The following is a 21,370-nucleotide window of genomic DNA, read 5'->3' as shown; positions in this document are numbered from 1 at the left end:
TGCCGGGGTCAGTGGAGTGGATCGCTGATCACCAGAACCGAGCAGGCCAGCCGCCGCAGCAGCCCGGTGGCCTGGTCGCTGGCGGGAATCGGCAGGCCCTCCACCAGGCGCCGCAGGGAGCGCAGGATCACCAGATCGTGGCTCTCGCTGCTGCGCTCGATCGCATCGGCCACGTTCGGATCGGCCAGGAGTTCCACCGCCACCGGCACGGCCCCACCGGTACCGGGCGGGGACGGGATCCAGGCCTGGAGCTGGCGGGTCAGCCGCTCCCGCTCCGCCTGGGGCAGCCAGGGCTCGTGCACGTGCAGCAGGGTGATGGCGGCCCCCTCTCCGGACGGGCAGCCCCTCAGCAGCCGCTCCGCCAGCTGGAACTGCTCCAGGGCGCCGGCGGAGAGGTCCTTCACCGGCACGAGCAGCCGCCGGAAGCCGGCCGGATCCTCCCCCAGCCGGGCCATCACCACCGGACAGTGGGCCTGGCGGCAGATGGCGGCCACCAGATCGCCGAACAGCCAGCGTCCCAGGCGGGGGCCCCTCGCCACCCCGACCAGCACCAGATCGGCGCCCTGCTCCAGGGCCGTGCGGGCAATGCCGCCCGGGATGTCGTTGTCGACCCGCAGCAGGGAGCGGCTGGGCACCCCCGCCGCCGCCGTGCAGGCATCGGCCTGCTCCAGCCGCTGCCGCCCCTCCGCCAGGGCCCGGTGCACCACGGGGGGATGGGGGCCGCGGCCCGCCCCGGCCTGGCGGGGGGACACCACCGCCAGGGGCAGCACCAGGCCCTGGCGGCCCGCCTCGCCCTCGATCAGACGGCCGGCCAGCGCCAGCAGGAACCCCTCGCTGCGGGCGTCGCTGACGGGCACCAGCACCCGCAGGGCCCGTCGCACCAGGGCCAGCTGGCCGGTCTCCTGCAGGCTGAGCTCCCGGGAGCGGCGGCTGGCCATCCGGGTCATCGCCACCGTGGTCAGGATCGGCCCCAGGGTCGCCGTCACCACCATCAGGGCCAGCACACTGTTGAGCATCCGCTCATCCAGCAGCCCCTGGCGGAACCCCACGTAGGTGGCGGCCAGGGTGGCCGCCACCTGGGGGATCGACAGTGACCAGAGGGTGAGCATCTGGGGCCCGTCGTAGCGGTACAGCAGACCCGACCACCAGGAGGCCAGCCCCTTGCTGGCGATCAGGGTCAGGATCAGGGCGACGGCGAAGACCGAGCCCGTCATGGTGCTCAGGAACACCGGCACATCGAGCAGCAGGCCCAGATCGATGAAGAACAGGGGGATGAACAGGCTCGCCCCCACCACCACCACCTGCTCCTTGACGCGGCCGTCCGGCAGCACACCGTTCACGGCCAGGCCGGCGAGGAAGGCACCGACGATCTTCTCCACACCGGCCAGTTCCGCGCCCACCGCCGCCAGGAACAGGGCCAGCAGCACCGCGACGAACAGGCGGCTGTCGCCATCAACGCTGCGGCGGATCAGCCCCCGGCCCAGCCAGCGGATCAGCAGCAGCACGGCGGCGGCATATACGGCCACCTTGAGCAGCAGCCCCACCACCCCTTCGGTGCTCAGCTGGCCCTGCCCCAGGCTGACGCAGAGGGCCAGCACCACCAGGGCGGCGATATCGGTGAAGATCGTGCCACCGATCGCCACCGTGACGCACTCCTCCCGCATGGCGCCGAAGCCGCGCACGATCGGGTATCCCAGGGGGGTGTGGGAGGCCAGGATCGAGCCGATCAGCACGGCGCTCACGGCCGGGTAGCCGTACACGAACCCCAGCACCGTGCCGGCCAGCATCGGCAGGGTGAAGGTGAGCAGCCCGAAGCGGAAGGAACGGGCCCGGATGCGCTGGAACTCCCCCAGGTCGATCTCCAGCCCGGCGATGAACAGCAGGTAGATCACCCCCACATCCGAGAGCAGCCGCACGGTCTCGCTGGTCGACACCAGCCAGCCCAGGCCGTGGGGACCGATCGCCACCCCCGCCGCCAGCAGCCCCACCAGATCGGGCAGCCGCAGCGGCCGCACCAGGGGGGGCACCACCACGCTCAGCACCAGCAGCAGGGCGAAGATCGCCAGGGGATTGCCAGCCAGGAAGGTGCCCACGGGGGATCGGGAGGGTCGGCAGGGGAGTCCTCCAGGCCGTCCTAGGAGCGCCGCCACCGGCGGTCCCCTCCCCGCCTCGTCTCGTAACGGGTCCGCACCCGTCCGCGCCCCCCACCAGAATCGGCACCATGACGCAGACCGCCTGGCACCAGCACTGGTATCCGGTGTCCTACCTGCGGGATCTCGATCCCGCCAGGCCCACCGCCTTCACCCTCCTGGGTGAGGACCTGGTCCTCTGGTGGGACCGGGCCGGCCAGCTCTGGCGCGCCTTTGCCGATGTCTGCCCGCACCGGCTGGTGCCCCTGAGCCAGGGGCGGATCAATGCCGGCGGCGAGCTGGAGTGCCCCTACCACGGCTGGAGTTTCGCCGGTGACGGCCACTGCACCGCCATTCCCCAGGCCGAGCCGGGGGCGAGCCCCAGCGCCGTGCGCTCCCGCTGCCGGGCCTACGCCACCGCCGAGGCCCAGGGCCTGCTGTTCGTCTTCGCCGGTGAGGCGGCCGACGCCGCGGCGGTGCCTCTGCCGCTGGTGCCGGTGCTGGAGGAGCCGGGCTGGTTCGTGCAGGACACCTTCCGGGACCTGCCGATGGATGCCCTCACCTTGCTGGAGAACGTGCTCGATATGAGCCACGTGCCCTTCACCCACCACCGCACCGTGGGCAAGCGGGAGAACGCCGCCCCGGTGGTGGCGACGATCACCGGCTCCGGTCCGGAAGGGTTCACGGGCCTGTGGGAGGAGGGCCCCCGCAAAGGCAAGCTCGGCAGCCAGCGCACCACCTACGCCGCCCCCGGCCTGATGTGGCACGACCTCACGGCGCCCGGCTTCGCCCGCATCCTCACGGTGGTCTACGCGACGCCGATCCGCCGCGGCGAGTGCCGCCTGTTCGCCCGCTTCCCCTTCCAGTTCCAGTCACGGCTGCCTCCCCTGCTGCTGGGGCTGCGGCCCCGCTGGCTGCAGCACATCGCCAACCACACCGTGCTCGAGGACGACCAGGTGTTCCTGCACTGGCAGGAGCGGGTGCTGGAGCGGCGGGGCCGCAGCGGCGGGGCCGAGCGGGCGTTCTTCCTGGCCACCGGCGCCGATGTCTATGTGAAGGCCCTGCACGACTGGGTCAACGACCACGACGGCGACCCCTTCCCCGGCCAGCCCCTGCCCCCCCGCCTCGATCGGGCGGCCCTGATGGACCGCTGGACCAGCCACGGGCAGCACTGCGCCTCCTGCCGCGGCGCCCTGGAGGGACTGCGGCGCTGGCGGCCGCTGGTGCAGGCCATCCCCTGGCTGGCCCTGCTGGCGATCGCCTGGTGGCGGACCCCCCCGGTGCTGGTCGCGGGCCTGCTGCTGGCGGCGGCCGCGGTGCTGCTGGCCCGGCGCTTCGATCGCTGGGAGCGGCTGCTGCTGGCCGGGGATGGCGAACCGCCCCGCAACCGTCCCGACTGAGCGGGTCGGACCTGCCGGTTCAGCCTTTCCAGCCGGCCAGGTGGGAGGCGGCCCTGGAGCGCACCAGGGAACGGGCGGCCGCCAGGGCCGGGGCCAGATTGGCCGAGCTGAAGGGGGGCAGGGGGCGGCTGCGCAGCCAGGCTCCCCAGCGGAATTCGTGGAAGGGGATCAGGGGGGCCGGATCGATCATGCCCTCCTTCTTCAGCCGCCAGACCAGGGAGCGGTAGGGGTCGTCCTGCAGCTCGGGCAGGCGCTGCGGCAGGGCCGTGGGCACCAACGGGCCGTGGCCGCGGCCGTCGTAGAGGTACAGCCAGCCCCGGGCCTGCAGTTCGGCGAGCACCGCCTGGGGCGGATCGGCGGGCCGATCGAGCACCAGGTAGCCGTAGGCCATGGCGCCGGGATCCAGCTCGATCAGTCCCCGCAGGCGGTGATGGCGGTCGACCATCCAGAGCGCGTCACCCGCTCCGCGCACGAGGGGAACGGGTTTGCCGCGCAGGTAGCGCAGCCGCTGCTCCGCCGTCTCCAGGGAGAAGTCCTGCTGGCGGCTGCGCACCTCGGCCAGGCCCACGCACATCTGGGTGGGCCGCAGGTCGGCGATGGCGACGCTGAGCAGGTCCGCCTTCGGACCCGGAGGGGGCAGGGGCCGGTAGGGGGGCAGGTGCAGGCTCATGGGTGCCGGTGGCTGAACCCCATCCTGACCGCTCCGCGCCGGACCTCACCGCCACGGTTCAGCCCCGGGAATAGGGTCAGGCCAGCCACGGATGTGCATGACCACCGCCCCTGACCGAGCCATCGCTCCGGAGGGACCCCACGGCCCGATCGGGGTGCTGGTCTGTGGCCACGGCAGCCGCAACCGTCTGGCGGTGGCCGAATTCGCCTCCCTGGCCCACCAGCTCCAGCACCACCTCGCCCCGGTACCCGTGGACCACGGCTACCTGGAGTTCGCCCGGCCGATCCTGCGCGACGGCCTGGACGCCCTGCGCCAGCGCGGGGTGCGGCACGTGCTGGCCGTGCCGGCGATGCTGTTCGCCGCCGGCCACGCCAAGAACGACATCCCCTCGGTGCTCAACACCTACGCCGCCGAGACCGGGCTGCGCATCGACTACGGCCGGGAGCTTGGGGTGGACCTCAAGATGATCCAGGCCGCGGCCGCCCGCATCCGCGCTGCCCTCGAGAGCGCCGACGCCGACGCCCTCGCGGCCGGCCGCAGCCCGGTGCCGCTGCATGACACCCTGCTGGCGGTGGTGGGGCGTGGCTCCTCCGATCCGGACGCCAACTCCAACGTGGCCAAGGTGACCCGGATGCTGGTGGAGGGCTTCGGCTTCGGCTGGGGGGAGACCCTCTATTCCGGGGTCACCTTTCCCCTGGTGGAGCCGGGCCTGCGCCAGGCCGTCAAGCTCGGCTTCCGGCGCATCGTCGTCTTCCCGTACTTCCTGTTCTCCGGGGTGCTGGTGAGTCGGATCCGCCAGCACAGCGAGCGGGTGGCCGCCGACCATCCCGAGCTGGAGATGGTTCAGGCCGGCTACCTGGGCGACCATCCCCTGGTGCTGGACACCTTCCGGGAGCGGGTCGCCGAGGTGCTCGGCGGCGATGTGGCCATGAACTGCTCGCTCTGCAAGTACCGGGCCCAGGTGCTCGGGTTCGAGCGGGAGGTGGGGGCGCCCCAGCACAGCCACCACCACCATGTCGAGGGGCTGGTGGAGAGCTGCACCCTCTGCGAGCGGGAATGCACCGGGGCCTGTCAACCCGACGGCGTGCCCGTTCCGCTGGGGGGCACGGGGGCTGGCCATGGCCACGGCGAGGAGGCCCATCATCACCACCACCATCCCGTCTATCCCCATGCCGACCACCCGCTGGGTCCCCGCACCCTGCGGCGGTCGACCGACTGACCTGCAGGGCGGCCAGGCCAGGGGGCCATCCTCGCCGGTCTCATCTCTCTCTGGGTCCAGAGAGACTGAGTTCTGATCACTTGTTCCGATGGTTCGGGGGTTTCCCCCACGGCGGTGCCGTTTTCCCCCGATTTGCGGCACTTTTCCACAGATCTCGGCCTTCCGGCCGCTTCAGGACGTCAGGGCTGGGGAAAGTCATGGATGGCTTGGAACAGCCTTGACAGGGTCCGCCGCCGGCGGTCCGCTGCTCCCGTGTTCTGCAACACCTCGCCGGCAGCCCAGCCGGGGCCGCGAGTCTCATCCTCTGCGCCCAACGGGGCCTCGCCACGACCGGATTTTGACGCCGGCCATCCCCTGTGGCGTACTTGGAGCGAACTCAGTGGAATCCCAGCAGCATGGCCATGGATCCTGAGCACCCGGGGTGCGGCGGCGAAGAGGCGAGTGTGAGCCTGGAAGCCGAGGTGCCTGAGGTGCTCTACGCCGGCATGCGGGAGTTCATCGACGCCCATCCGCACTGGGACCAGTACAGCGTCATCACCTCCGCCCTGGCCGGCTTCCTGTTCCAGAACGGCTGCCAGGAGCCCGTGGTTTCCCAGCACTACCTCGACGGGCTGTTCCAGAAGCCCTGACCCGGGGGCTGAGGCTTGGGCAGGCCAGGCGCATCGAACGGGCCAGGCGGACGTCCGGGCCAGGCCGACAGCGGGCCAAAAAAAAGCGGAGGTGCCAACCCCCGCCGATGGTTTTCTCCCTTGCCCGACCCTTTGGAGGTCGCCCCGTCATTGTGCGCATGGGGGGCCGCCAAGATTGTGGTGATCGACACCAGCTGTGCCCTGCTGTGACGGCTCCCTGACCGGACCGCCCGTTCAGTGGCGCCGCATCCCGGCGGCGGCGGCGGCGCAGGCCCGCCAGGTGATCGCCATTTCGGTGAGGGTGGGGCTCTGCCAGCCGGCGCTGGGCCAGCAGGCCCCATCGGTGACCAGCACATTGGCGGCCCCCCAGCAGCGGTTCCAGGGGTCGACGACCCCCTCCTCGGGGCTCTCGGCCATGCGGGCCCCGCCCAGTTCGTGGATGTAGTAGCCCGGTGGCGGCGGCTCCGGACGCACCGCCAGGCTGTTGCGGATCAGGGGTTCGAGCACCGGCAGCACGAACAGCTCCTCGATCGGCCGGATGCGGCCGCCCGCCGCGGCCACCACGGCTGCCATGCGCGCCTGCATGTGGGCCACCATCGCGGCCTCGTTGGTTCCCCAGCGGCAGTCGATGTGGGGGATGGGCAGGTCCCAGGCGTCGGTGCGGGAACCATCCAGGCTCACCCGGTTCCCGGCCCGGGGCAGCACCTCCCCATGGCCGATCAGGAAGCCCACCGCCTCCCCGGGCCGGCGGCGCAGCAGGGCGGGGGGATCGAAGCGCTGCAGGGCGGCCCAGATGCCGTAGCCGCGCAGGAAGGCCTCCGAGCTGCCTTCCTCGAGGTTCACGGTATTGGGGATGAAACAGCTGCCGGCCCCGGAGAGCTCGGCCGGTTCGGGGGGCGCCCCGATCGCGGGGATCGAGAAGAAGCGGCTGGTGGAGATGTGGTCCATCAGGTAGCGGCCCAGGCTGCCCGAGGGGTCGCTCAGGCCGCCGCTGCGCACGGCGTCGCTCGAGTGCAGCAGCAGCCGGACCGTTTCGATCGTGGAGGCGCAGAGCACCACCAGGGGGGCGGCGAGGCGCTCCCGCCCGCCGCTGGCCGCGTCCACCAGCACCACCGCCTCGGCCCGCCGCCCGCTCCGGTCCATCTCCAGATGGCTCACCACCGCACCGCTGCGCAGCTGCACCCGGCCCGTCGCCAGGGCCCGGGCCAGGCTGCGGCCCTGGGCGCTGGAGGGGGGCCAGGGTGCCGCCGGGGTGGGCCGGTGCAGGCGGAAACCGCGGGAGTGGATCAGGGGCAGCCCCAGCTCGCGACCGATCGCCGTCTGCAGGTGCTTCTCCCCCGGCGTGAAGGGCAGGGGCGGCAGGTACCGCCCGTCCGGCAGCTGGGGCAGCCCGTCCCGCTGGCCGTGCACCCCCAGCAGGGTCTCGAGCCGGTCATAGAAGGGCGCCAGCTCGGCGGTGCCGATCGGCCAGGCGGGGCCATGGCCGTCCCGCCGGCCCGCCTGGAACTCGGCCTCCGACAGGCGCAGGGTGATGCCCCCCCAGGTGAGGCTCTTGCCGCCCACCTGGCGCCCCCGGGTCCAGAGGAAGGGGGCGTCCGGTGGGGTGCTGTAGGGGTTCTGCCGTTCGTCGACGAACAGCTCGGGGTTGTGCTTCCAGAAGCCCGGATGGTGCCGCTGCAGGCGCTGGCGGCCGCTGCTCAGGTGGGCGAGACGGCGCAGGCTGTTGAGCGGTTCGCTGCCCAGGGCGCGACGGGCGGAGAGGTCCGGCCCCGCCTCGAGCACCAGCACCCGCAGCCCCGCCTCCGCCAGCACCATGGCGGCCACCGACCCGTTGGCCCCTGCCCCCACCACCACGGCATCCCACGGCAGGTCACTGCCGGCGGTGGGGGATGGCACAGCGGACATCGGCAGGCTAACCGGTCCCGGCATCATGGTGGACCGGCCGCAGGCCGCCCCTGCAGGCCACAACGGCGGCGCAGGGCCTCCATCAGTCGGGCGACGGCATCGGGCTGACCCTGGAGGTAGAAGGCCTCCTGTTCGGCCACGCGATGGTTGTGGTAGTGGGTGGTGAGCAGGCCGGAGATCTCCTGGCGCACCACCGGCTGCACCGGCAATCTCCAGCCGATCGGGGTCACGGTTCCGGTGGGACAGCTCTGAGCCGCATGCACCGCCTCGTGGAGAAAGGTCTGCCGGGCGATGCCCAGCTCGAAGCTGATCGGAGCGATCCAGATCCTTCGCGACCCGGCCTCGAACAGTCCGTAGGCGCCACGCACCGGGGGGGCGCTGATCTGAACCCTGAACCCGAACCGCTTCAGCTCCCGCACCAGGGGTTGCAGGTCCGCCGGCAGGGCGGTGAGGGGTTTCGGCGCCAGGGGCCCCTGAGCCTGCGCTGCCGGCACCGGAATCGAAGCCAACTGGAAGGGTGGGACCGGAAGCATGGCGGACGGGTCAGCCGATGGCCCTACAACAACAACCCCCCAGCGAATGGCTGGAGGGTTGATGGGCTACAACCCTCGGAGGGTTGTGGAGTTGGTGGCGGGGAGGAGATTTGAACTCCTGACCTTCGGGTTATGAGCCCGACGAGCTACCAGACTGCTCTACCCCGCGTCGCACACGTGGTCGGCGGATGTCCGCGTCGCACCTGTGAATTGTATCAGTCGATGCCCCCGCCTCAGGGGCGGGCCCCGTCGAAGCGCAGCTCACCGATCACCTCCAGGCGCAGGTGGTCGGCCGGTGCCAGATAGCGCTGGCGCAGCTCCACCAGGGTGGTGGGGGTGAGCCACTCAAGCTGCTCGAGCAGGTGCAGGGCCACGGCCTGCTTGGCCCGCCGGGCTCCGTCGTCCACCTTGATGGCCACCCCCATGCCTTCGCCCACCCGGCTGAGGCACTGGATGCCTTCGGCGCCCCCCTTGCTCAGCACCTGGCCGTGGGCCAGGCGCATCAGCTCGGTGTCGAACTGCCCGTCCCCGGCGATCAGATCCGGGTGGGCGAGCATCGCCCGGCTGAGCCGCTCCAGGTCGGCCTGCTCCCCGCTGCCGAGGTGGGCGAACAGCAGGGCCATCTGGGCCAGCTGCAGCTGCAGCGTGGGGGCGCCGCAGTCGTCGCGGGCGCTGATCAGTTCGGCCCCCGGCAGCCCCAGCAGCTCACCGACCCGCTTGAGGACCGCCTGTTGCAGGGGATGGTCGGCCTGGAGGTAGCTCTCGAGCGGCCAGTGCATCTGCCGGCAGGCGGCCAGGAAGGCCGCGTGCTTGCCCGAGCAGTTGTGCTCCAGCGGACTGCTGGCGCCGGCGGGGGTGGGGCACTGGAGGTCCTCGGTGTCGAGTTCCGCACCCCAGAGCAGCTTGAACGCCTCCCGGGCATGCAGGGCGGTGCCGGCATGGGAGGCGCAGGCGATCGCCAGGCCCCGCTCGCCGGCCCCCATCCGGTCGGCGGCGCCGCTGCCCACGAACACGGTGGCCTGGAAGGGCTTGAGGGCGGAACGCACGAAGCTCAGCTGCTGGGGGTCGCCGGCGCGCATCAGCACCCGGCCCCGCTGGTCGCAGACCACCGCGTGCACCCGGTGCCGCGACTCGACGATGCCGTTGCGCAGCAGGCGGACCTCCAGGGGGGGAATGCCGGGGCGGCCCGGGCCGGCGAAGCTGGAGGACAGGGTCATGGGGGAGGAAGCGGATCCGCGGAGGCCGACCTCAGAGAGCCTGGCAGAGCCCCGACCCGAGCAGCATCAGGGTGATGGCGATGGCGACCGCCTGGCGCAGGCGGGTCAGCACCGGCTGCACCTGGTGGCGGGCCACCAGCAGATCCTGCTGGCGCCAGGTGATCGGTTTCTCCCACACCTGGCCGTCGTACCAGCCCGATTCCTCGTACTCCACCCGCTCCGAGACCAGTCGCTTCTGCACGTAGGTCCAACCGAGCCACTGGCGCAGCAGCAGCACCATGGGCAGCAGCACGGCGGCGGTGGCCGCGGCGATCACCAGCCGGACGGGCTCATGGCGGAGCGTCAGGCTGCCGCTGGCCACCAGCAGCGCCGGGGGGAAGGAGAGCAGCCAGGCAAGGCCCAGGGCCCGCCACAGACCCGTCGGGCCATGGGCGGGCCAGTGGAAGAACCAGGAGCGGCTGAGCTGGTCGTACTCCTGCAGCGGCCGCTGGGCCGGCGGCACCGGGCAGGGGGTGTCCTGGCTGGGCAGGCTCGGAACGCCGGCGGCCATCGCTGCGCCCCTCAGCCGGCGACCGGGCCGGCGCCGCCCACCTCAAGGGGGGCACCGACGTAACGCTCCTGCTCGCCGTGGCCCCAGAAGGACTCGAGGTCGTAGTAGCTGCGCTCCTGGGGGGTGAGCACGTGCACGATCAGCTCGCCGTAATCCAGCAGCACCCAGCGGCCCTCGCTCTGGCCCTCGCGCCGCAGGGGCAGGCGCGAAGCGTCGGTTTCCAGCCGGTCTTCGACGGAGCGGGCGATGGCCCGCACCTGCACGTCGCTGAGGCCGCTGCAGATCACGAACCAGTCGGCCAGGGAGGACACCTCATCGACCCGGATCAGGCGGATGTCGACGGCCTTGCGGTCGTCACAGGCTTCGGCGGCCAGCAGGGCCAGGTCGCGGCTATCCATAGACGTTCTCGCTGGTGACCGACTGGCGCGAGCCCTGCTGCTGGGCCATTTCGGCCCGGGCCTTGCCGGCGCTCTTGCGCAGGGCCTCGAGGCGGTCCTCGTAGAAGGTGCGGCGGCGCTTCTTGCGGGTCTGCTCCACCAGCTCCTTGAGGGCGCCCCCCAGGCTCTTGTAGGCGTTGGGCAGGCTGTAGCCGAAGCGGCAGGCCAGATCGATGGCCCGCTCGTCGGCCAGGATCGCGTCCTGGAGACGCTTCTCGGAGTTGTTCTTGAGGTAGAGGCGGTAGCCGGCGAAGCCTGAGAGCCCCAGGGCCATCACCAGCAGCAGGCCGTCCTGCACCCACAGCTCGCCAATGGCACCGCCCAGGCCGATGGCCAGGGCGGCCATCTCCCAGCCGTCCCGGGGGATGGCGTCGTTCTGGATGCGGCCCACCTCGTGCCAGAAGAGCAGGTTGCGGTGATCCAGGGCGAGGGCGTCCCATTTCTCCAGATCGACCTGGATCTCCACCTCATCGCGGCCGATCTCCTCGATGGTGATCAGGGGCGGATCGACGGAGGCGGCCGCTTCCACGAACACCCAGCTCTGCATCTCAGGGGGCAGCAACCCCTTCAGGCGCTGGAGTTCGCTCATCGGCGGCGTCTCGGGCGAAGGTATCCCGTCAGATTAGCGATTGCCTGCGGTGGAAGCGGCGCCGGCAGGCCGGTCGGGACGGCGACCGTGAGAGGCTGGGCGGGTTTGCCCGACCACGCCCTATGCCCCGCCGCACGGATCTGAGGCGCATCCTGCTGCTGGGGTCGGGACCGATCGTGATCGGCCAGGCCTGCGAGTTCGACTATTCCGGCACCCAGGCCTGCAAGGCCCTGCGGGCCGAGGGCTACGAGGTGGTGCTGGTGAATTCCAACCCGGCCTCGATCATGACCGACCCGGACCTGGCGGATCGCACCTACATCGAGCCCCTGACCCCCGAGGTGGTGGCCCGGGTGATCGAGGTGGAACGCCCCGATGCCCTGCTGCCCACCATGGGCGGCCAGACCGCCCTCAACCTGGCCGTCGCCCTGGCGGAGAACGGCACCCTGGCGGCCTACGGCGTCGAGCTGATCGGCGCCGATCTGGCGGCGATCCGCAAGGCGGAGGACCGGCTGCTGTTCAAGGAGGCGATGGCCCGGATCGGCGTGGCCGTCTGTCCGTCCGGGATCGCTAACGACCTCGAGGAGGCGATCCGCGTCGGCGATGCGATCGGCACCTACCCGCGCATCATCCGGCCGGCCTTCACCCTGGGGGGATCGGGCGGCGGCATCGCCTACAACCCGGAGGAATTCCAGGCCTTCTGCAAGAGCGGCCTCGAGGCCAGCCCCGTCTCCCAGATCCTGATCGAGAAATCCCTGCTGGGCTGGAAGGAGTTCGAGCTGGAGGTGATGCGCGACACCGCCGACAACGTGGTGATCGTCTGCTCGATCGAAAACCTCGACCCGATGGGGGTCCACACCGGTGATTCGATCACCGTCGCCCCCGCCCAGACCCTCACCGACCGGGAGTACCAGCGGCTGCGCGACCAGTCGATCGCCATCATCCGCGAGATCGGTGTCGACACCGGTGGCAGCAACATCCAGTTCGCCATCAATCCCGCCAACGGGGACGTGGTGGTGATCGAGATGAACCCCCGGGTCAGCCGCAGCTCGGCCCTGGCCAGCAAGGCCACCGGCTTCCCGATCGCCAAGATCGCCGCCCGCCTGGCGGTGGGCTACACCCTCGACGAGATCGTCAACGACATCACCGGGGCCACGCCGGCCTGTTTCGAACCGACGATCGACTACGTCGTCACCAAGATCCCCCGCTTCGCCTTCGAGAAGTTCCGCGGCTCGCCGGCGGTGCTCACCACCTCGATGAAGTCGGTGGGGGAGGCCATGGCCATCGGCCGCAGCTTCGAGGAATCCTTCCAGAAGGCCCTGCGCTCCCTGGAGACGGGCCATGCGGGCTGGGGCTGCGACCGCCCCGATCCCCCCCAGGATCCCGCCGACCTGGAGCGGCAGCTGCGCATCCCCTCCCCGGACCGGATCCATGCGGTGCGCGCCGCCATGGTGGCCGGCCGCAGCGACGACGAGATCCACCGGCTCAGCGCCATCGACCCCTGGTTCCTGGCCAAGCTGCGCCGCATCCTGACGGTCGAAACCACCCTGCTGCGGGGCCGTTCCCTTGAGGCCATCGACGCCGGAGCCTTCCTGGAGCTCAAGCAGACCGGCTTCTCCGACCGCCAGATCGCCTGGGCCACCGGCAGCGACGAACTCACGGTGCGCCGCCGGCGCCAGGCCCTGGGGGTGCGGGCCGTGTTCAAGACGGTTGACACCTGCGCCGCCGAATTCGCCTCCTCCACGCCGTACCACTACGCCACCTACGAGCGGCCCCTGGAACGGCTTGAGGCCGATGGCTCCCTCACCCTGCTGGCGCCCGAGGACGAGGTGACCCCCGAGACCCGCCGCAAGGTGATGATCCTGGGGGGCGGGCCCAACCGCATCGGCCAGGGCATCGAGTTCGACTATTGCTGCTGCCACGCCTCCTTCGCCCTGCGGCAGGCCGGGTTCGCCACCGTGATGGTGAACAGCAACCCGGAAACCGTCTCCACCGACTACGACACCAGCGATCGCCTGTACTTCGAGCCCCTCACCCTGGAGGACGTGCTCAATGTCATCGAGGCGGAGAAACCCGAGGGGGTGATCGTCCAGTTCGGCGGCCAGACGCCCCTGAAGCTGGCGATCCCCCTGCTGCGCTGGCTGGAGAGCGAGGAGGGCCGCGCCACCGGCACCCGCCTCTGGGGCACCTCGCCCGAATCGATCGACCGGGCCGAGGACCGGGAGCAGTTCGAGGCGATCCTGCGGCGCCTGGAGATTCGCCAGCCCCGCAACGGCCTGGCCCGCAACGACGGCGAGGCCCGCGCGGTGGCGGCGGCCGTCGGCTATCCCGTCGTGGTGCGCCCCAGCTACGTGCTGGGCGGCCGGGCGATGGAGGTGGTCTTCGACGAGGAGGAACTGAACCGCTACATGGTGGAGGCGGTGCAGGTGGAGCCCGACCATCCGGTGCTGATCGACCAGTACCTGGAGAACGCCATCGAGGTGGACGTGGACGCCCTCTGCGACCGGGAGGGGACGGTGGTGATCGGCGGCCTGATGGAGCACATCGAGCCGGCCGGCATCCACTCCGGCGACTCGGCCTGCGCCCTGCCCTCGGTGTCGCTGGGGCCCGAGGCCCTGGCCACGATCCGCCGCTGGAGCACGGAGCTGGCCCTGGCGCTGGAGGTGCGCGGCCTGATCAACCTCCAGTTCGCGGTGCAGAACGACGGCGCCGGCAACGAAACGGTGTTCATCATCGAGGCCAACCCGCGGGCGTCCCGCACCGTGCCTTTCGTGGCCAAGGCCACCGGCGTGCCCCTGGCCAAGATCGCCAGCCAGCTGATGGCCGGCCGCACCCTCACGGAGCTGGGCCTGCTGGCGGAGCCGCGGCCGCCGCGGCAGACCGTGAAGGAGGCGGTGCTGCCCTTCAAGCGCTTCCCCGGCGCCGACACCCTGCTGGGGCCGGAGATGCGCTCCACCGGCGAGGTGATGGGGATCGCCGCCAGCTTCGGCCTGGCCTACGCCAAGGCCGAGCTGGCCGCCGGTGAGCCCCTGCCCACCAGCGGCAGCGTGTTCCTCTCCACCCACGACCGCGACAAGCCCGCCCTGGTGCCGGTGGCCCGAGCCCTGCTGGCGGCGGGATTCACCCTCACCGCCACCAATGGCACCGCCGCGATGCTCAGCCAGGCCGGCCTGGCGGTGGAGCCGGTGCTCAAGGTGCACGAGGGCCGGCCCAACATCGAGGATGCGATCCGCTCCGGCCTGGTGCAGCTGGTGGTCAACACACCGGTGGGCCGCCAGGCCGCCCACGACGACCGCTACCTGCGCCTGGCCGCCCTCGACTACGCCGTGCCCACCGTCACCACGATGGCGGCGGCCCGGGCCGCCGTGGAGGCCATCGCCGCCCTGCAGCAGCAGCAGCAGGTGGAGGTGGCGGCCCTGCAGGACATCCACCCGCCCTGGGTAGGGTGATCGCCCGATCGCCTGTGACCCTGTGACCAGCACCCTGGCCGCCCAGCCCATCGCCCCCGGCACCGACCTGCGCGAGGCCTTCCGCGCCGCCTACGAGAACCGCTACACCTGGGAGCCGGGCTTCGGCGGCTATGGCGGCCGTTGCGTCTGGGAGCAGGACGACCGGCGCTTGGAGGGCACCTTCCAGGTGGGCGCCGATCTCAAGGCGACGGTGGAGGGCATCGCCGACGAAGAGGTGCACAAGGCGGTCGCCTCCCAGCTGTGGGAGGTGGCGATCCACCGGGTGCGGCGCCCCTTCGAGCAGACCCACGGCGCCAACACCTTCACCGCCGGCGGGACCGATGCGGTGGGAACCGAGGTGATCATGGGCGGCAAGGCCGAGGGCGACCGCTACCGCATCAAGGACAACGTGGTGACGATGGTGCACCGCCACATCCACGGCACCGTGGTGACGATCTTCACCGAGAGCGTCACCGACACCGGCAGCGGCTACCTCAGCCACACCTACACGAGCCGCTACAGCGACCCCGCCACCGGCGAGGCCCGCGGCGGCACCAGCCGGTTCACCGACACCTTCGTGCCCCTGGCGGGCGAGGGCCCCTGGGTGCTGAGCGAGCGGGTGGTGGAGACGGAGGCCCATGGCGACACGCCGGCCGGCCGCCAGGTGTTCCGCTTCGAGGACCTGGCGCCCCTGGGCTGACCCCCGGCGGCCTCAGGCCGGCTCCTCCAGGGTGGGGATGCCCTGGAGGCGCTCGTTCAGCTGCATGGCCATGGCCTGGCGGCCCACCGCCAGCACCTTGAGGGTGTCTTCATGCATGCGCAGCTGGGCATCGGCCACCTGCATCCCCCGCACCATCTCCTTGACGTCGTCGGGCAGGCCGTTGAGGTCGTAACGCTTGCCTTCGAAGGTCAGCACGGGGGGCTGCTGGCTGGGGGTCTGCAAGGCTCTGGACTCGGTGCGGAGCCAGCGTAGGTGGCAGGACCGCCGGCTCCCGGCGGGGACGACGCCTGCCCTCAGGCTTCCAGGCGGATGAACTGACGTTCGCAGAGCTCGCGGTAGCGGCCGCCGCTGGCCATCAGTTCGTCGTGGCTGCCCTGCTGGACGATGCGGCCGCCGTCGAGCACCACGATCAGATCGGCCTCCTGCACCGTGGCGAGGCGGTGGGCGATCACCAGGACGGTGCGGCCCGCCATGGCCTGCTGCAGGCCCTGCTGCACGGCCTCCTCGGCCTCCGCATCCAGGGCGCTGGTGGCCTCATCGAGGAGCATCACCGCCGGGTTTCCCAGCACGGCCCGGGCGATCGCCAGGCGCTGCAGCTGGCCACCGGAGAAGTTGCTGCCCCGCTCCTCGAGGCGGCTGTCGTAGCCGCCCGGCAGGCTCTCGATGAAGTCGGCCGCATTGGCCAGCCGGGCCGCCTGGCGGATCTGCTCGGCGCTGGCGGGACGCCCGAAGGCGATCGCCTCGGCCACCGTGCCGGAGAAGACGCTGCTCTGCTGGGGCACCAGGGCCACGGCCCGACGCAGGTCCCGGGCCCGCAGGTCGGCCAGGTTCTGGCCATCCAGCAGCACCCGGCCGCTCTGGGCGGTGTTGAAGCGCAGCAGCAGGGAGAACAGGGTGCTCTTGCCGGCGCCGGAGGGCCCCACCAGGGCCACCACCTGGCCCGGACGGATGTGGAGATCCAGCTGGCGCAGCACCGGACTGCCGCTCTGGTAGCCGAAGCTCACCCCGTCCAGCACCAGCTCCCCGGACACGCGCCCCAGGGGCCTGGCATCGGGGTGGTCGGGCGGTTCCACCGGCTCGTTCTCGATCGCCCGCAGCCGCCGCAGCGAGGCCTGGCCCTGCTGGAACTCGTTGAAGTTGGTGGTCAGGTGGGAGATCGGATCGATCAGCATCAGCAGCGCCGCCACATAGCTGCTGAAGCCCTGGCTGTCGAGGCCGCCGGCCTTGATCCGGGCCGCCCCGATCAGCAGCACCGAGAGGATCCCGGCCGCTTCGATGAAGCCCACCACCGGATGCTGCAGCGCCAGCAGCTCCAGGGTGCGATAGCGGGCGCGGCGGTGCAGGTCGATCTCGGTGTCGAAGCGCTCCTGCAGCCAGGGTTCGGCGGCGAAGGCCCGCACCAGGGGCAGGCCGCCGATCGCCTCGCCCAGCAGGGCCGCCAGGTCGCTCACCTGCTTCTGGCTGCGCTCGGCGGCGGTCATCACCCGGGCCCCGAAGGCGCTCACCATCAGCGCCACCAGCGGCGCCAGCAGCAGGGTGGCCAGGGCCAGGGGCCAGTCGAGCCAGATCATGTAGCCCAGCACCACAACCAGCTGCAGGGCGCTGGGGGTGGTGTCCTGGATCGTCTTGTAGATCACCTCCCCGACCCGGTCGGCGTCCTCGGTGAGCCGGTAGGTGAGATCACCGGCGGAGAGTTTCTCCAGGGCGCCGAAGTCGAGCCGCTGCAGGCGGGCGAACAGCTGGCGGCGCAGCTCCTGGCTGACCCGCAGGGCCGGGCCCGCCAGCAGGGTGTCCTGGCCGAACTGGGCAATCTTCTGCACCAGGAACACCGCCAGGGCCGCCGCCACGCTGCGCAGCACCTTGCTGAAGTCGCCGGCGCCGATGGCCGGGATCAGCTGGCCGGCGAGCCAGGCCAGCAGGGGCCAGCAGCCCACGAACACCAGCATGCACAACCCCCCGAGCAGCAGGGGTCGCCGGTGGGGCTTCAGCAGCGGCCAGAGCCTGCGGAAGCCGGCCGGCGAGGGTGCAAGCATCGACGAACCCTATCAGCGCTCTCCGGGCGCCCCCCCGACGGTGAAGCTGGATCAGTTCCTCAAATGGCAGGGCCTCGTCGGCACCGGCGGCGAGGCCAAGCAGCGCATCCAGCGGGGGGACGTGAGCGTGAACGGTGCCATCGAGACCCGGCGCGGTCGCCAGCTGGCTCCCGGGGATGCGGTGGCGATCGACGGCCGGGAGGTGCTGATGCTCTCCCCGCGGCTGGAGCGCGGGGGAGGCGGCGGCCCCACGCCTTAACCTGCCTCGAATGTCGCTGCCGGGAGACCACGTGCGCAAGGCCGTCATCGCAGGCAACTGGAAGATGCACATGACCTGCGCCGAGGCGCGGGCGTTTGCGGCCAGCTTCCGGCCCCTGATCGCCGATCTGCCCGACGACCGTGAGGTGGTGCTGGCCCCGCCGTTCACGGCGATCCCCACCCTCTGCCGTCACCTGGCCGGCGCCGGTGTCGCCATCGCCGGCCAGAACGTGCACTGGGAGGAGAGCGGCGCCTACACCGGCATGATCTCGGCGCCGATGCTGCTCGAGCATGGCGTCACCCACGCGATCGTGGGCCACAGCGAGCCGCGCAAGTATTTCAGCGAAACCGACGAGCAGATCAACCTGCGGGCCCGGACGGCCCAGAAGTCGGGGCTGATCCCGATCCTGTGCGTGGGCGAGAGCGACGACCAGCGCGAGGCCCGCGAGACCGAGCGGGTGATCCACCGCCAGGTGGAGCAGGGGCTGGAGGGCATCGACCCCCTGCGCCTGATCGTGGCCTACGAGCCCATCTGGGCCATCGGCACCGGCAAGACCTGCGCCGCCGAGGAGGCCAACCGCATCTGCGGCCTGATCCGCGGCTGGGTGGGCCATCCCGAGGTGGTCGTGCAGTACGGCGGTTCGGTCAACCCCGCCACCATCGACATGCTGATGGCCCAGAGCGACATCGACGGCGTGCTGGTGGGGGGTGCCTCCCTCGATCCGGTCAGCTTCGCCCGCATCGCCAACTACCAGGTGCCGGTGGCGGCCTGAGCCCCCGCCCCCCGTTCCGATCGCCGTGAGCCCCGTCGGCCCCGTCGCCGCCCCGCCCGGGTTCCGCTGGGGGGATCGCACCCTGGTGATGGGGGTCCTCAACCTCACCCCCGATTCCTTCAGCGACGGGGGCCGTTACGAGACCCCCGAAGCGGCCCTGCGCCAGGCCCGGCGGCTGCACCGCCAGGGGGCCGACCTGCTCGACCTGGGGGGGCAGAGCACCCGCCCCGGGGCGGCCGAGATCGATGCGGAGGCCGAGATGGCCCGGGTGCTGCCCGCCCTGCGGCGGATCCTGGCCGCCCTGCCGCCCCCGGAAGCCGGCGGCCCCCTGCTCTCCATCGACACCTTCCGCGCCCCGGTGGCCGAAGCCGCCCTGGCCGCCGGAGCCCACTGGATCAACGATGTCAGCGCCGGCCGGCGCGATCCCGATCTGCTGGCGGTGGTGGCGGCCGCGGACTGCCCCTGCGTGCTGATGCACAGCCGCGGCGACAGCCGCACCATGGACGGCCTGGCCCGCTACGGCGACGTGGTCGCCGAGGTGCGGCAGGAGCTGCTGCGGGTCACCGACCGGGCCCTGGCGGCGGGGGTGCGTGCGGAGCGGATCCTCTGGGATCCGGGGCTGGGCTTCGCCAAGACCACCGCCCACAACCTCGCCCTGCTGCGGGGCCTGGCCCTGCTGCGGGCCGAGGGGTTCCCCCTGCTGGTGGGGCCCTCCCGCAAGCGCTTCATCGGCGAGGTGCTGGCCGAGCCCCGCCCCCGGGCCCGCCTCTGGGGCACGGCGGCGGTCTGCGGCCAGGCCATCGCCGCCGGGGCCGATGTGCTGCGGGTGCACGACGTGGCGCCGATCGTGCAGACGGCCCGCATGGCCGATGCCCTCTGCCGCGCCTGATCCGTCCGCCGGATCCGGCGACCCTCAGTCGGCCGGTTCCTCCTGGCGCCCCGTCAGCAGGGTCTGGACCATCAGCCGCAGGGTCGCCCGGTTGCCGCCGGCGGCCCGCCAGCTCTCCAGCCACTGGAGCAGGGGGGAGGGGCTGCCCCCGTCGTCGCCCTGCTGGCCGATGCCCAGCCGTTCCAGGAAGGCGCTGGCGTCATCCAGGCAGGAGCCCCCTTCGCCGAAGCCGTCCAGGAGCGGGTCGAGGGCCGCCAGCAGGGTCTCCAGTTCGGCGGTGCTCAGCTCCGGCAGGGGCTCGATCATCGAGGCAGGTCACGGCGGCGTTGCCGCCCACCGACCCAGCATGACGCCTGGACGGCCCGTTTCCGCCGTTCCGGTGCGGCCGGCCCTCGCCGGCGCCCCTAGGCTGACCCCAGCACAGCGCCGCACCTGCCTCCACCGTGCTGAAACTCTGCCTGCAGGTGCTCGTCTGCGTCACCATCGCCCTGCGCTGCATGGTGATCTTCGGCCACCTGCGCAAGCTCTGGATGGCGGACGGACTGGCTGGTGAGTTCCGCCGCGAGCTGCGCCGCCGCGGCCTGCTGATGGCCCCGCCCGCCCTGCCTGTCGACCCGCGCGCCCTGCCCCGTCGCACCGACCCCTGACGCCGCTGCGGGACGCTGATCAATGACGCCGGGAGGGGGCGCCCGCCAGGTGATGCACGGCGTGGATCACGACCCCCCACAGCTCGGCGCCATCGCCGTCGCTTCCCTCCGCGCCGCCCCCCTCGTCGCCGGTGAGCCGCAGGGGCGGACTGGTGCCGTCGCTGGCCACCAGCCACAGCGCACCGCCACGCCGGGCCAGCCGGCGCAGCAGGAAGGCGCCGGCATGCACCGCCACCACCACCATGCCGGGCCGGGGATCGACGCTGCGGTCGATCACCAGCAGGTCGCCGTCGACGATGCCGTCGCCCCGCATGGCATCGCCGCTGACGCGCATGAAGAAGGTGGACAGCGGGCGGGGGATCAGCTCCAGATTGAGGTCGATGCGGGCCTCCACGTAGTCGTCGGCGGGGCTGGGGAAACCGGCGCTGACCGCCTCCGTGGCCAGCAGGCAGAAGAGGGCCTCCGCCCCCTCCCGCAGGGGCAGCGGTGACTGGAGAGGCAGGGGACGCATCGGCCCGGGAGTCAAAGCAGTACGGATGTTCTACTCCGATGGGCCGTCGCCGCGGGATCATCGGCAGCGACCCTCTCGCGCCCGCCCGGCCATGCGTTCCACTCCGGAGGCGCTGATCGCCCGCCTCGACCTGCGGCCCCACCCGGAGGGGGGCTGGTACCGGGAGCTGCACCGCTCACCCGGCCAGGTGCACCGGGCCGGGGACGGACGGCAGCGCGCCGGACTCACGGTGATCGCCTTCCTGCTGGCCGAGGGCCAGCTCAGCCGCTGGCATCAGGTGGCGGGGGCGGATGAGGTCTGGCACCACGCCGGCGGCGACCCCCTCGACCTCTGGCGGCTGCCGTCGCAGGGCGGCACGGCCGAGCGACTGTGGCTGGGCCCGCTCGCCGCCACGGACGCCGCCGGTGACACGACCGCAGACACGGCCGGTGACGCCGCCGCTGCGGCGGGGGATCCGGGCGCCGGCCCCCTGCAGATCGTGCCGGCGCTCTGGTGGCAGGCGGCCCGAAGCCGGGGGCGGTGGAGTCTGGTGCACTGCTGCGTGGGGCCGGGCTTCGCGTTCGAGGACTTCCGTCTGATGGCCGATCTCCCCCCGGCCGAGCGGCCCGCCGGCGCCGATCCGACGCTGCTCTAGGCCATTCCGTCACCATGGGGGCCTGATGGATCGGGTGAGGGATGGGCTGTCCGAGGTGCGGCAGTTGGGCCGTGCGGGCCGACCGCAGCCTGGCGGGTCGCATGGTCTGTGCCCGTTGCGGAGAGCCGCTGGGCATCGGCAGGGCCCGCCGGGCCGCTGACGGCACGCGCCGCCGGGGGC

The 21,370-nt window shown here is 72.0% G+C and carries 22 protein-coding genes and 1 tRNA gene; 10 read left to right on the top strand and 13 right to left on the bottom strand.

Annotation, left to right across the window (positions count from 1 at the left end; translation table 11 throughout):
* Nucleotides 1–8 precede the first annotated feature (8 nt).
* On the bottom strand, nucleotides 9–2,093 hold the full coding sequence (locus tag KBY81_RS06500) for a cation:proton antiporter (protein WP_254976006.1): 2,085 nt from the start codon (nucleotides 2,091–2,093) through the stop codon (nucleotides 9–11).
* A gap of 128 nt (nucleotides 2,094–2,221) precedes the next feature.
* On the opposite strand from KBY81_RS06500, the gene KBY81_RS06495 reads away from it, so the two are divergent.
* Nucleotides 2,222–3,529, top strand: coding sequence for a Rieske 2Fe-2S domain-containing protein (locus KBY81_RS06495; protein ID WP_254976005.1), 1,308 nt, complete (start codon nucleotides 2,222–2,224; stop codon nucleotides 3,527–3,529).
* Nucleotides 3,530–3,548: 19 nt separating this feature from the next.
* Here KBY81_RS06495 and KBY81_RS06490 read toward each other — a convergent pair whose 3' ends face one another.
* Nucleotides 3,549–4,199 carry a ParB-like protein gene (locus KBY81_RS06490; protein ID WP_106222695.1) on the bottom strand — a complete coding sequence of 217 codons (651 nt, stop codon included), beginning with the start codon at nucleotides 4,197–4,199 and terminating at the stop codon, nucleotides 3,549–3,551.
* Nucleotides 4,200–4,296: 97 nt separating this feature from the next.
* Here KBY81_RS06490 and KBY81_RS06485 point away from each other — a divergent pair, with 97 nt between their 5' ends.
* Together KBY81_RS06485 and KBY81_RS06480 are read left to right on the top strand one after the other, a co-directional pair.
* The gene (locus KBY81_RS06485) at nucleotides 4,297–5,418 is read left to right on the top strand and encodes a sirohydrochlorin chelatase (RefSeq protein WP_106222727.1); all 1,122 of its coding nucleotides are present in this window, start codon (nucleotides 4,297–4,299) and stop codon (nucleotides 5,416–5,418) included.
* 395 nt (nucleotides 5,419–5,813) lie between these two features.
* Nucleotides 5,814–6,047, top strand: coding sequence for a DUF2811 domain-containing protein (locus tag KBY81_RS06480; protein WP_106222696.1), 234 nt, complete (start codon nucleotides 5,814–5,816; stop codon nucleotides 6,045–6,047).
* 234 nt (nucleotides 6,048–6,281) lie between these two features.
* Here the strand turns inward: KBY81_RS06480 and KBY81_RS06475 are convergent, their stop codons facing one another.
* The 7 genes from KBY81_RS06475 to KBY81_RS06445 all read right to left on the bottom strand — a co-directional run bounded on the left by KBY81_RS06475 (nucleotide 6,282) and on the right by KBY81_RS06445 (nucleotide 11,278).
* A complete protein-coding gene (locus tag KBY81_RS06475; RefSeq protein ID WP_254976004.1) occupies nucleotides 6,282–7,952 on the bottom strand; it encodes a GMC oxidoreductase in 1,671 nt (556 codons plus the stop codon).
* Between the two features lie 23 nt (nucleotides 7,953–7,975).
* Complete coding sequence (locus tag KBY81_RS06470; RefSeq protein WP_254976003.1) at nucleotides 7,976–8,446, bottom strand: hypothetical protein; 471 nt, start codon at nucleotides 8,444–8,446, stop codon at nucleotides 7,976–7,978.
* A 131-nt stretch (nucleotides 8,447–8,577) separates the two neighbouring features.
* Nucleotides 8,578–8,654: transfer RNA gene (locus tag KBY81_RS06465), tRNA-Met, on the bottom strand.
* A 64-nt stretch (nucleotides 8,655–8,718) separates the two neighbouring features.
* Nucleotides 8,719–9,702 (bottom strand): asparaginase, encoded by a 984-nt coding sequence (locus KBY81_RS06460; RefSeq protein ID WP_106222698.1) that lies wholly within the window; start codon nucleotides 9,700–9,702, stop codon nucleotides 8,719–8,721.
* A gap of 31 nt (nucleotides 9,703–9,733) precedes the next feature.
* Nucleotides 9,734–10,252 (bottom strand): CGLD27 family protein, encoded by a 519-nt coding sequence (locus KBY81_RS06455; RefSeq protein WP_254976002.1) that lies wholly within the window; start codon nucleotides 10,250–10,252, stop codon nucleotides 9,734–9,736.
* An 11-nt stretch (nucleotides 10,253–10,263) separates the two neighbouring features.
* Nucleotides 10,264–10,650 carry a ribosome silencing factor gene (rsfS, locus tag KBY81_RS06450; protein WP_106222700.1) on the bottom strand — a complete coding sequence of 129 codons (387 nt, stop codon included), beginning with the start codon at nucleotides 10,648–10,650 and terminating at the stop codon, nucleotides 10,264–10,266.
* Nucleotides 10,643–11,278: a DUF3318 domain-containing protein gene (locus KBY81_RS06445; RefSeq protein WP_015108460.1), complete on the bottom strand. Its 636-nt coding sequence runs from the start codon at nucleotides 11,276–11,278 to the stop codon at nucleotides 10,643–10,645. The genes rsfS and KBY81_RS06445 overlap by 8 nt, the downstream gene beginning before the upstream one ends.
* Before the next feature lie 122 nt (nucleotides 11,279–11,400).
* Here KBY81_RS06445 and carB point away from each other — a divergent pair, with 122 nt between their 5' ends.
* Nucleotides 11,401–14,724, top strand: a complete 3,324-nt coding sequence (carB, locus tag KBY81_RS06440) for a carbamoyl-phosphate synthase large subunit (protein ID WP_254976001.1) — start codon at nucleotides 11,401–11,403, stop codon at nucleotides 14,722–14,724.
* Between the two features lie 22 nt (nucleotides 14,725–14,746).
* Complete coding sequence (locus KBY81_RS06435) at nucleotides 14,747–15,424, top strand: DUF3386 domain-containing protein (protein ID WP_254976000.1); 678 nt, start codon at nucleotides 14,747–14,749, stop codon at nucleotides 15,422–15,424.
* Nucleotides 15,425–15,436: 12 nt separating this feature from the next.
* On the opposite strand, the gene KBY81_RS06430 is transcribed toward KBY81_RS06435, so the two are convergent.
* On the bottom strand, nucleotides 15,437–15,667 hold the full coding sequence (locus tag KBY81_RS06430) for a DUF6447 family protein (RefSeq protein WP_015108457.1): 231 nt from the start codon (nucleotides 15,665–15,667) through the stop codon (nucleotides 15,437–15,439).
* Nucleotides 15,668–15,738: 71 nt separating this feature from the next.
* Nucleotides 15,739–17,478, bottom strand: coding sequence for an ABC transporter ATP-binding protein (locus KBY81_RS06425; RefSeq protein WP_254974005.1), 1,740 nt, complete (start codon nucleotides 17,476–17,478; stop codon nucleotides 15,739–15,741).
* A 40-nt stretch (nucleotides 17,479–17,518) separates the two neighbouring features.
* Between KBY81_RS06425 and KBY81_RS06420 the strand changes: the two genes are divergently transcribed.
* Genes KBY81_RS06420 through folP form a run of 3 tightly spaced genes read left to right on the top strand, consistent with a single transcriptional unit; the run spans nucleotide 17,519 to nucleotide 19,398 of the window.
* Entirely contained in the window at nucleotides 17,519–17,737 is a 219-nt protein-coding gene (locus KBY81_RS06420; protein ID WP_106222704.1) for an RNA-binding S4 domain-containing protein, read from the top strand.
* A gap of 10 nt (nucleotides 17,738–17,747) precedes the next feature.
* A complete protein-coding gene (gene tpiA, locus KBY81_RS06415; RefSeq protein ID WP_015108454.1) occupies nucleotides 17,748–18,509 on the top strand; it encodes a triose-phosphate isomerase in 762 nt (253 codons plus the stop codon).
* Nucleotides 18,510–18,534: 25 nt separating this feature from the next.
* Nucleotides 18,535–19,398, top strand: coding sequence for a dihydropteroate synthase (gene folP, locus KBY81_RS06410; protein ID WP_254975999.1), 864 nt, complete (start codon nucleotides 18,535–18,537; stop codon nucleotides 19,396–19,398).
* A gap of 24 nt (nucleotides 19,399–19,422) precedes the next feature.
* Here the strand turns inward: folP and KBY81_RS06405 are convergent, their stop codons facing one another.
* Nucleotides 19,423–19,704: a hypothetical protein gene (locus KBY81_RS06405; protein ID WP_254973998.1), complete on the bottom strand. Its 282-nt coding sequence runs from the start codon at nucleotides 19,702–19,704 to the stop codon at nucleotides 19,423–19,425.
* 137 nt (nucleotides 19,705–19,841) lie between these two features.
* Here KBY81_RS06405 and KBY81_RS06400 point away from each other — a divergent pair, with 137 nt between their 5' ends.
* Nucleotides 19,842–20,045, top strand: coding sequence for a hypothetical protein (locus KBY81_RS06400; protein WP_106222707.1), 204 nt, complete (start codon nucleotides 19,842–19,844; stop codon nucleotides 20,043–20,045).
* Nucleotides 20,046–20,064: 19 nt separating this feature from the next.
* On the opposite strand, the gene KBY81_RS06395 is transcribed toward KBY81_RS06400, so the two are convergent.
* Nucleotides 20,065–20,556 (bottom strand): LexA family transcriptional regulator, encoded by a 492-nt coding sequence (locus KBY81_RS06395; RefSeq protein ID WP_254975998.1) that lies wholly within the window; start codon nucleotides 20,554–20,556, stop codon nucleotides 20,065–20,067.
* A 91-nt stretch (nucleotides 20,557–20,647) separates the two neighbouring features.
* Here KBY81_RS06395 and KBY81_RS06390 point away from each other — a divergent pair, with 91 nt between their 5' ends.
* Nucleotides 20,648–21,190 carry a cupin domain-containing protein gene (locus KBY81_RS06390; RefSeq protein WP_254973996.1) on the top strand — a complete coding sequence of 181 codons (543 nt, stop codon included), beginning with the start codon at nucleotides 20,648–20,650 and terminating at the stop codon, nucleotides 21,188–21,190.
* Nucleotides 21,191–21,370: the final 180 nt, after the last annotated feature.

The sequence above is a fragment of the Cyanobium sp. Lug-B genome (assembly GCF_024345635.1).
GTDB lineage: Bacteria > Cyanobacteriota > Cyanobacteriia > PCC-6307 > Cyanobiaceae > Cyanobium > Cyanobium minutissimum.
The sequence above is the reverse complement of the archived record's forward strand: the minus strand, read 5'-3'. Positions and strand labels throughout refer to the sequence as shown.

Excerpts from the sequence above, each read along its gene's own strand:
- KBY81_RS06495 (WP_254976005.1), top strand. The coding sequence starts at position 2,222 with ATGACGCAGACCGCCTGGCACCAGCACTGGTATCCGGTGTCCTACCTG.
- KBY81_RS06490 (WP_106222695.1), bottom strand. The coding sequence starts at position 4,199 with ATGAGCCTGCACCTGCCCCCCTACCGGCCCCTGCCCCCTCCGGGTCCG.
- KBY81_RS06485 (WP_106222727.1), top strand. The coding sequence starts at position 4,297 with ATGACCACCGCCCCTGACCGAGCCATCGCTCCGGAGGGACCCCACGGC.
- KBY81_RS06480 (WP_106222696.1), top strand. The coding sequence starts at position 5,814 with ATGGCCATGGATCCTGAGCACCCGGGGTGCGGCGGCGAAGAGGCGAGT.
- KBY81_RS06475 (WP_254976004.1), bottom strand. The coding sequence starts at position 7,952 with ATGTCCGCTGTGCCATCCCCCACCGCCGGCAGTGACCTGCCGTGGGAT.
- KBY81_RS06460 (WP_106222698.1), bottom strand. The coding sequence starts at position 9,702 with ATGACCCTGTCCTCCAGCTTCGCCGGCCCGGGCCGCCCCGGCATTCCC.
- KBY81_RS06455 (WP_254976002.1), bottom strand. The coding sequence starts at position 10,252 with ATGGCCGCCGGCGTTCCGAGCCTGCCCAGCCAGGACACCCCCTGCCCG.
- rsfS (WP_106222700.1), bottom strand. The coding sequence starts at position 10,650 with ATGGATAGCCGCGACCTGGCCCTGCTGGCCGCCGAAGCCTGTGACGAC.
- KBY81_RS06445 (WP_015108460.1), bottom strand. The coding sequence starts at position 11,278 with ATGAGCGAACTCCAGCGCCTGAAGGGGTTGCTGCCCCCTGAGATGCAG.
- carB (WP_254976001.1), top strand. The coding sequence starts at position 11,401 with ATGCCCCGCCGCACGGATCTGAGGCGCATCCTGCTGCTGGGGTCGGGA.
- KBY81_RS06425 (WP_254974005.1), bottom strand. The coding sequence starts at position 17,478 with ATGCTTGCACCCTCGCCGGCCGGCTTCCGCAGGCTCTGGCCGCTGCTG.
- tpiA (WP_015108454.1), top strand. The coding sequence starts at position 17,748 with ATGTCGCTGCCGGGAGACCACGTGCGCAAGGCCGTCATCGCAGGCAAC.
- KBY81_RS06405 (WP_254973998.1), bottom strand. The coding sequence starts at position 19,704 with ATGATCGAGCCCCTGCCGGAGCTGAGCACCGCCGAACTGGAGACCCTG.
- KBY81_RS06395 (WP_254975998.1), bottom strand. The coding sequence starts at position 20,556 with ATGCGTCCCCTGCCTCTCCAGTCACCGCTGCCCCTGCGGGAGGGGGCG.
- KBY81_RS06390 (WP_254973996.1), top strand. The coding sequence starts at position 20,648 with ATGCGTTCCACTCCGGAGGCGCTGATCGCCCGCCTCGACCTGCGGCCC.